The organism is Dolichospermum compactum NIES-806 (assembly GCF_002368115.1).
Classification (GTDB): domain Bacteria; phylum Cyanobacteriota; class Cyanobacteriia; order Cyanobacteriales; family Nostocaceae; genus Dolichospermum; species Dolichospermum compactum.
The window spans coordinates 2,454,554-2,461,942 of sequence record NZ_AP018316.1; the positions used below are offsets into that span (position 1 = coordinate 2,454,554).

Annotated in this window: 7 protein-coding genes; 3 read left to right on the forward strand and 4 right to left on the reverse strand. The window is 39.8% G+C overall.

Annotated features, from left to right (window positions below):
* Positions 1-264: 264 nt before the first annotated feature.
* From CA730_RS11730 to CA730_RS25605, 3 genes are all read right to left on the reverse strand, one after another.
* The gene (locus CA730_RS11730; protein WP_096667437.1) at positions 265-1,791 is read right to left on the reverse strand and encodes a CPBP family intramembrane glutamic endopeptidase; all 1,527 of its coding nucleotides are present in this window, start codon (positions 1,789-1,791) and stop codon (positions 265-267) included.
* Between the two features lie 94 nt (positions 1,792-1,885).
* Positions 1,886-2,020 carry a DUF4351 domain-containing protein gene (locus tag CA730_RS25600; RefSeq protein WP_231940091.1) on the reverse strand — a complete coding sequence of 45 codons (135 nt, stop codon included), beginning with the start codon at positions 2,018-2,020 and terminating at the stop codon, positions 1,886-1,888.
* Between the two features lie 9 nt (positions 2,021-2,029).
* A complete protein-coding gene (locus CA730_RS25605) occupies positions 2,030-2,233 on the reverse strand; it encodes a hypothetical protein (RefSeq protein WP_231940092.1) in 204 nt (67 codons plus the stop codon).
* Between the two features lie 311 nt (positions 2,234-2,544).
* On the opposite strand from CA730_RS25605, the gene ppc reads away from it, so the two are divergent.
* Both ppc and CA730_RS11745 read left to right on the forward strand, forming a co-directional pair.
* On the forward strand, positions 2,545-5,553 hold the full coding sequence (gene ppc / locus CA730_RS11740; RefSeq protein WP_096667439.1) for a phosphoenolpyruvate carboxylase: 3,009 nt from the start codon (positions 2,545-2,547) through the stop codon (positions 5,551-5,553).
* Positions 5,554-5,614: 61 nt separating this feature from the next.
* Positions 5,615-5,872, forward strand: coding sequence for a hypothetical protein (locus CA730_RS11745; protein ID WP_096667441.1), 258 nt, complete (start codon positions 5,615-5,617; stop codon positions 5,870-5,872).
* Positions 5,873-5,890: 18 nt separating this feature from the next.
* Here CA730_RS11745 and CA730_RS11750 read toward each other — a convergent pair whose 3' ends face one another.
* Positions 5,891-6,676: a Uma2 family endonuclease gene (locus CA730_RS11750; protein WP_096667443.1), complete on the reverse strand. Its 786-nt coding sequence runs from the start codon at positions 6,674-6,676 to the stop codon at positions 5,891-5,893.
* A gap of 161 nt (positions 6,677-6,837) precedes the next feature.
* Between CA730_RS11750 and CA730_RS11755 the strand changes: the two genes are divergently transcribed.
* Entirely contained in the window at positions 6,838-7,194 is a 357-nt protein-coding gene (locus tag CA730_RS11755; protein WP_197705523.1) for a hypothetical protein, read from the forward strand.
* The last annotated feature ends 195 nt before the right edge of the window (positions 7,195-7,389 follow it).

Here is a 7,389-nt window from a genome sequence, read left to right on the forward strand (position 1 = left end):
CATCAAAATCAGTAAATATTCAACACTATGGATTTTTCTACATATCTATTATTGTGAAATCCGGAAGATTTTTGTTTAAGAAGTAGTTGAGAAGTTAGCAGTTAGGATAAAAACAGTTACCAATAACATACCTCTAAGATACAAGGTTGAGTTAAGCGATAGCGCAACCCAACGCACTTGTTAGGTTTCATGCTTCAACCTAACCTACAAATCTCAAATCAAGACTTTTTCCAGCACAAGGTATTGCAATAACCATTCCCTAACTTAATTATTACCTCCTAAAAGAAACAAACTAATTAACGTGCCACTGTTCCAGAGACTATGGAGAAGCATAGAAGAAAGTAAATTGCGCGATCGCGTGTAAACTATTCCTAAGACTATTCCTAATGCTGTCAGCGGGAGTATTTCTGATAAACTGAGGTGAGCAGCCGCAAACAACAAACTACTGATCAAAATTGCCCCCCAAACCGAAGTATAACGAGTCAAAGATGGTAATAAAAAACCCCGAAATAGGAATTCTTCAAAAAATGGTGCAGCTATGGCTGCGGTAAAGAAAAATATGCCCAATGCGGTATTATCCCGACTTTCTAGTGCCATTTGTAAAAGTGGATTACTACCACCTTGTCCTTGCCATAATTTTTGATTAATCAGTGATACTATTACCACAATCGGTAAAGCTGTACAATAGCCACCGAGTCCCCACAAAAACCAATTACTGAAGAAATTGAAGCGAAACCAGTTTTCGGGAAGGGGGAAAAAACGCCTAATCGAAAAATACAGAACTGATAAACAACCAAAAGCCACTAACAGATAACTGACTAAAACCACAAAAGCCTCAATTCTGGCATTTCCTGTACCCCGAGGAATAGGCAAAATAGATGATAACGCTGGGATAAATAACTGTCCCATTAAGAAAAAGCCCAGGATAAAAACCTGAATAATTATTTCCCAATTCCAAGGAGTTGACCACACTAAATCGCCGTTTGTAGCTAATAGGGATTCTCGACCTTTGAGTAAGCGTTGAACCAATAAGGAAAGCAGCAGAATTAGTCCAATAAAAGCTGTTAAAGTGGGGATAGTAGCAATTATTGCTAATTTTAACAATGCTTGGGTTGCCGCTGCTTGTTGGGCAATTTTCAGAGAGGATAAAGCTTCTTGACGTTGTTGAAGTTGATATAATTTTTCTAACGCCGTAGAACGAAACCAACTATCTAAATTTTGTTGAATTAGTTGTTCAGCTTTAGGAAATAAACGAGGAGGTTGACTCCACATTCCGCTTAATACTTGAGCAGTTTCTAGATATTTAGAATTGATATTTGATGATTGCTGTAATTGATTCCAAGTTTTAATAGCGTTGTCTGTTTCCTGTTGCTGTGCTTGTAAAATTCCCAGCCGCAAATCTACTTCTGCTAAGAATTTTTCTTGTTGTTGGATAGATTTTTGTAAACTTTTTTCTTCTGCAGAAACTAGAGTAGCTGCTGAAGATTGCAGAGTTGCTATTTTTTTCTTAGTTGCCTCTAAACTAGTTTTGACAGATTCACTCGCTTCTCGATATTGCCTTGTCGCGCTCATCTTAGGATTAGCACCGAGAATGGATTCTTGAAGTGTTTGAATACTTTCGTCGGTGCTGTCTTCTGATTCCCATGCCTGGGCTTGTAAGACAATATTCGTCTGGTACAATTCTAGACGACTCTGGAACTGAGGTTTTTGCCAGCTACTTAATAAAGATAACCCTGACAACATTATCGCTAATAAAGTTAGCCCAATTAACAGCAACCGTTTAATCGTCATCTATCCCCCTTGGACTTACAAGTACAGGAGCATTAGCCCCTTGGCAATTATAAGCCAGTACCGCAGGGTGGAATTAAAATTTAAAAAAAGTAGCTTAGATCAGGTTTATATGAGCTTTGAGCCATTGTTCTAGGTCGGTAATCTCCACGAAGTCTAATAATGCTTCTCCCAGGTCTTCTAGTTGTTCTATTGTGAGGTTGCTGATAGTTTCGATGTAATTACCACTCAATTTCCCAAATCACTTGGACAACAGACGCATAAGTAAGGTCGTTGCTTCTTCCTGCTTTGCTTCTTGATATACTTTTATTTGCTTGATATCACTAACTAAAAACATCGCTTCTATCTCCTGACGGCTTAATTGATTATTTAGTGGTAATTCTCGAATAGCTTTAATGGCTTCCATATCTCCACCACCTGCGGCCACATTTACACGGAACCACAAATGAAAAGCTAATTCAAAATCTCCCTTTCTTTCGGCTCGAAAAGCATCTAGTTTCAGATTCTGAATATCCGTGACTTCTACTATGGCTTTTCTCCTGTTGGCTATTGAGTGAAAGTGAACTTTATCCTAAAATAACTAGTAGGAATTTGGTGAAGCGGTTTATTTTACTTGCCTCTTCTCTACTGAAAATGAATCAAAAGCAGTTAAAAGGAAGATAAGTCACCTGTGAGTAGCTCCTAAAAAAAAGCTAACAGCTTGATATTGGATGCTCAAAAAGGTAGGTTAGATGTTTTGAGTATCTTAAGAGTATGATGAAAAGTATGAAAGCTGAACATATTGATTTTCCAGTGCTACACTCAGAATTATTCTTACGTCATCGTCTACAGGTAGTAGAGGAATTGTGGGAGTCGGTGCTGCGTCAAGAATGCGGTCAAGAAATGGTGGATCTTTTGCGTCAACTGCGGGACTTATGTTCCCCAGAGGGACAAGCCACTAATGACTTAGCAGCCTCGGCTGTAGAATTGATTGAACAATTGAATATCAATGAAGCGATTCGTGCGGCGCGGGCCTTTGCGTTGTATTTTCAGTTGATTAATATTATTGAGCAGGAATATGAGCAGAAGCAGCAATTAAACCGCTATAGTGGAGAAACTGATGATGAGGTTTTCCCTAGTATAATTTATTCTACTAACCAAAGAGAAGAAGAATTGCCTATTACTAAGGAAATAGGTAGTGATTTGATGACATCGGAAACTCCGCAAAAAGGGACTTTCGCGGCTTTATTTCCCCTGTTATTTAAGTTGAATGTTCCACCCCAACAAATTCAACGTCTAATTTCTCAACTGGATATCCGCTTAGTTTTCACTGCACACCCGACGGAAATTGTCCGTCATACTATCCGGGATAAACAGCGTCAGGTGGTTCATCTTTTGCAGAAACTAGATGAAGCCCAAAATCGTGCTAGTAGCTATCCTTGGGAAACTTTGGAAGTCAAGGAAAGATTACTGGAAGAAATTCGCCTGTGGTGGCGGACTGATGAGTTACATCAGTTTAAACCGACGGTTTTGGATGAAGTAGATTATGCTCTTCACTACTTTCAAGAAGTGTTGTTTGATGGTATTACGCAACTATACAAACGCTTCAAATATTCTTTGGGAGAAACTTTTCCCTGGTTACAACCACCAACGACAAATTTTTGCTCTTTTGGTTCTTGGGTAGGTTCAGATAGAGATGGTAATCCTTCGGTGACACCGGAAGTAACTTGGAAAACCGCTTGTTATCAACGAAAAATGGTGTTAGAGCGGTATATTAAGTCAGTTAAAGAGTTGGTTTCTTTGTTGAGTGTATCTATGCACTGGAGTGATGTCCTGCCAGATTTGCTAGAGTCTCTGGAGTTGGATCAATCACAATTAAGTGGGGTGTATGATGATTTAGCATTGCGTTTCCGCCAAGAGCCTTATCGTCTTAAGTTATCTTACATTCTCAAGCGTTTGGAAAATACCCGCGATCGCAATTTGGCTTTATATAATCGGGAAACCCCAAACAATGAAGATGCACCTATGTATCGTTCGGGGACAGAATTTTTAACAGAATTGTTGTTAATTCAACGCAATTTAACGGAAACAGGTTTAAGTTGTCGAGAATTGGAAAACCTGATTTGTCAAGTAGAGATATTTGATTTTAATCTTACCCAATTAGATATTCGTCAAGAATCATCTCGTCATGCTGACGCTATCAATGAGATTCTGGAATACTTGCAACTTTTACCCCAGTCGTACAACGAGTTATCAGAAGAACAGAGAATCGCTTGGTTAACTTCAGAATTGCAAACTCGACGGCCATTGATTCCTGCTGAATTACCATTTTCGGAAAAAACCAATGATGTGATTGAAACTTTCCGAATTTTGCGATCGCTACAACAAGAATTTGGCATTAAAATCTGTCAAACTTATATTATTAGTATGTGCCGCGAAGTTAGCGACGTACTAGAAGTTTTACTCCTGGCCAAAGAATCGAGTTTATTTGATCCTGTAGTTGCAGTCGGGACAATTCGCATCGTTCCTTTGTTTGAAACCGTAGAAGATCTACAACGTTCTAGAGGCGTAATGCGACAACTGTTTGAATTGCCTTTATATCGGGCAATGTTGGGTGGAGGTTATGCCGCAATTAACAACAGTGAAGAACAGGCAGCCCCATCTATTGCTATTCTGAATCCTAACTTACAAGAAGTAATGTTGGGGTATTCCGATAGTAATAAAGATTCGGGTTTTTTAAGTAGTAACTGGGAAATTCATAAAGCCCAAAAATCACTTCAGAAAATAGCTGAAGGTTACGGTGTCAATCTGCGGATTTTTCACGGACGAGGCGGTTCTGTGGGTCGTGGTGGTGGTCCTGCCTATGAGGCGATTTTAGCCCAACCCGGCCACAGTATTAGTGGACGGATTAAAATTACCGAACAAGGGGAAGTCTTAGCTTCTAAATATTCCTTGTTAGACTTGGCTTTGTATCACTTGGAAACCATCACCACAGCAGTAATTCAAGCCAGTTTACTAGGAACAGGATTTGATGATATTGAACCTTGGAATGAGATCATGGAAGAGTTATCTCATGCGTCGCGTCAGCACTATCGTAACCTAATTTATGAGCAACCTGATTTTATTGACTTCTTCCACCAAGTCACCCCCATTGAGGAAATCAGCCAATTACAAATTAGTTCTCGTCCAGCCCGTCGTCCCTCTGGTAAAAAAGATTTAAGTAGTTTAAGAGCAATTCCTTGGGTATTTAGTTGGACACAAACCCGGTTCTTATTACCTTCTTGGTATGGAATTGGCACAGCTTTACAGGAATTTCTGGACGCAGAACCAGAACAACATTTGAAATTACTCCGCTATTTTTACCTCAAATGGCCATTCTTTAAAATGGTAATTTCTAAAGCCGAAATGACTTTAGCAAAGGTAGATATGGAAATGGCACGTCACTATGTTGATGAATTGTCTAACCCGGAAGACAAACCGCGATTTGAGAAAGTTTTCGAGCAAATTTCCAGCGAATTCTTTCTTACCAGAGATTTAGTTTTAAAAATCACTGGACACCAAAAACTATTAGATGGTGATCCGGTATTGCAACGTTCTGTACAATTAAGAAATGGAACAATTGTGCCTTTAGGATTTATCCAAGTTTCCCTATTAAAACGCCTTCGTCAATCAAAAAATGCCCCCACAACCGGAGTAATTCACTCTCGTTATAGCAAAGGAGAATTACTCCGAGGAGCATTATTAACCATCAACGGAATTGCTGCCGGCATGAGAAATACGGGTTGATAAAAAGCAAAAGGCGTAATTTCTTCCTTTGCGCCTCTGCGCCTCTGCGTGAGACAAAAATATGATAAAAAAACACATTCTTATTTGTACCTTTTTGGCACTTTCTTCCGGTTTTTTTACTGCTTTAATAGGTGGACAAATCACCGTCATGCAACATGGCCAAAAGTGTCAAAACCAGGCTTGGGGATTTAAACAAATGTGTAGTGCTTTAGTGACTCCGGGTGCAAGTTGGCAAGGAAGCACTGCGGGACTGTGGACAGGGACAATTTTAGGGGCGTTTATGGGTGGGGTAATTACACGCAAATCTAGCGATTGGTAGTTGGAGATATGGGTTTTTTTAAGCTTCTGGTTCTACTCCTAAAGCGCGTAATTGGGCGATGAGGCGATCGCTTTTTTCCTTTTCATATTCAGCCTGTTGGCGTTCACTTTCAGCCCGTTGGCGTTCATATTCAGCCCGTTGGCGTTCATATTCGGCTGTTTCATGACCATCAAGTAATAAATTACCATCTAAATCCCACCAACGCAGCCAAGGTAACTCCATATTTTGATATGTTCCTTGCCAAATACCTAATTCTACTCCCATAGGTGTAATCGGATAATGACCTCGTTTATTTGGTGGCAATAAATGATATTGTCCTTCCATGAGATGATATACTTCCACGCTGGCTTTACTAACTTCGTAAATGCCATAAAAGGCAGGTTTAATCACTTGTTCATAAATCCAGAATTTCCCCTGCCAAGGTGTTTTATCTCTTTCTTCTGTGCCATTTCCTGATACAAATTCTAAAGCAATTAATGGGGCAATAAATTCTTGCCAAAGCACATAGGAACGTCGGACTTTACCATCTAATAATGGTGGCACATGAGGAACATAAAACCAATCAGGAGCTTCTGCACCTCGTTCTGGTGGTTCAGTTATTCGCCAATAAATACCGCTATCTTGTCCTATAGCATATTGTCCATCAGCGTGGAGTTTTTGTAATACTGGAATGATAGATTGAGTTAGTAGAATACTTTGAGGATGTTCCTGGAAATTCTTCACAAATTGTCCGTTAGATTCTGGTAGTTGAGTATGATCTGGGAGGCTGGTTTGTGTATAGGGAGGATCTGCGGTAAAGGTCATGATGTCCTCGTATTTTAGAAGGTTTATTGTAGGATGACAATAAACAAATTATAACAATAATTTACAGATACCTGAACTTACCTGAATTATACTGTACACAGTGCATTATCCTTCATCTTGTTAAGAATGAACAGTAATTCATCTATGTCGGTAGGGTATTGGTGGAACATTTTCCAGACATTGAACGGGGTTGTCAGGTTTCCGAGCAGGGGACAAAACTACAACCCCAGTTAGCGGATACTTGGTTGCGTCATAGCCAGGTGTTGATTTTGGCTCGTAAACATCGGGAAGCCCTGGAAGCCTTAAAAAAGGCATGGGAGCTTTTAGCAGATTGCGGTTATTTGCAATCCGTACCAGCGGCGTTTTGGTTGGGGGAGAGTTATCGAGTTTTGAAAAATGCTAAGGCTAGTAAACGGTGGTGGGAGGTAGCTGCTCAAGGATGTCAGGAGTTGAGGTTATTTAACCCAGCCATGGCTGATTACTGGTTAGGGAGGGTGGATGTTTCGCTTGGGGGATAAGTCGGGGGCTAGACAGGCTTATGTTTCTAAATTTTTAATTGCCTTTTGAACCTTTCATCTGAGATATTATGCTATAAACAGTGGTTAAATAAGTTTAATTTATATATGCCAGCTAAAGATTTCAGGACTTACGCAACTGGCACATTGGTAAGGTGCGTCAGATATCAAAAATCTGTTTATTTGCAGGATTTATGC

Coding starts and splice junctions, on each gene's coding strand:
- CA730_RS11745 (WP_096667441.1), top strand. CDS start 5,615: ATGATAAAAAAACACATTCTTATTTGTACCTTTTTGGCACTTTCTTCC.
- ppc (WP_096667439.1), top strand. CDS start 2,545: ATGAAAAGTATGAAAGCTGAACATATTGATTTTCCAGTGCTACACTCA.
- CA730_RS11730 (WP_096667437.1), bottom strand. CDS start 1,791: ATGACGATTAAACGGTTGCTGTTAATTGGGCTAACTTTATTAGCGATA.
- CA730_RS11750 (WP_096667443.1), bottom strand. CDS start 6,676: ATGACCTTTACCGCAGATCCTCCCTATACACAAACCAGCCTCCCAGAT.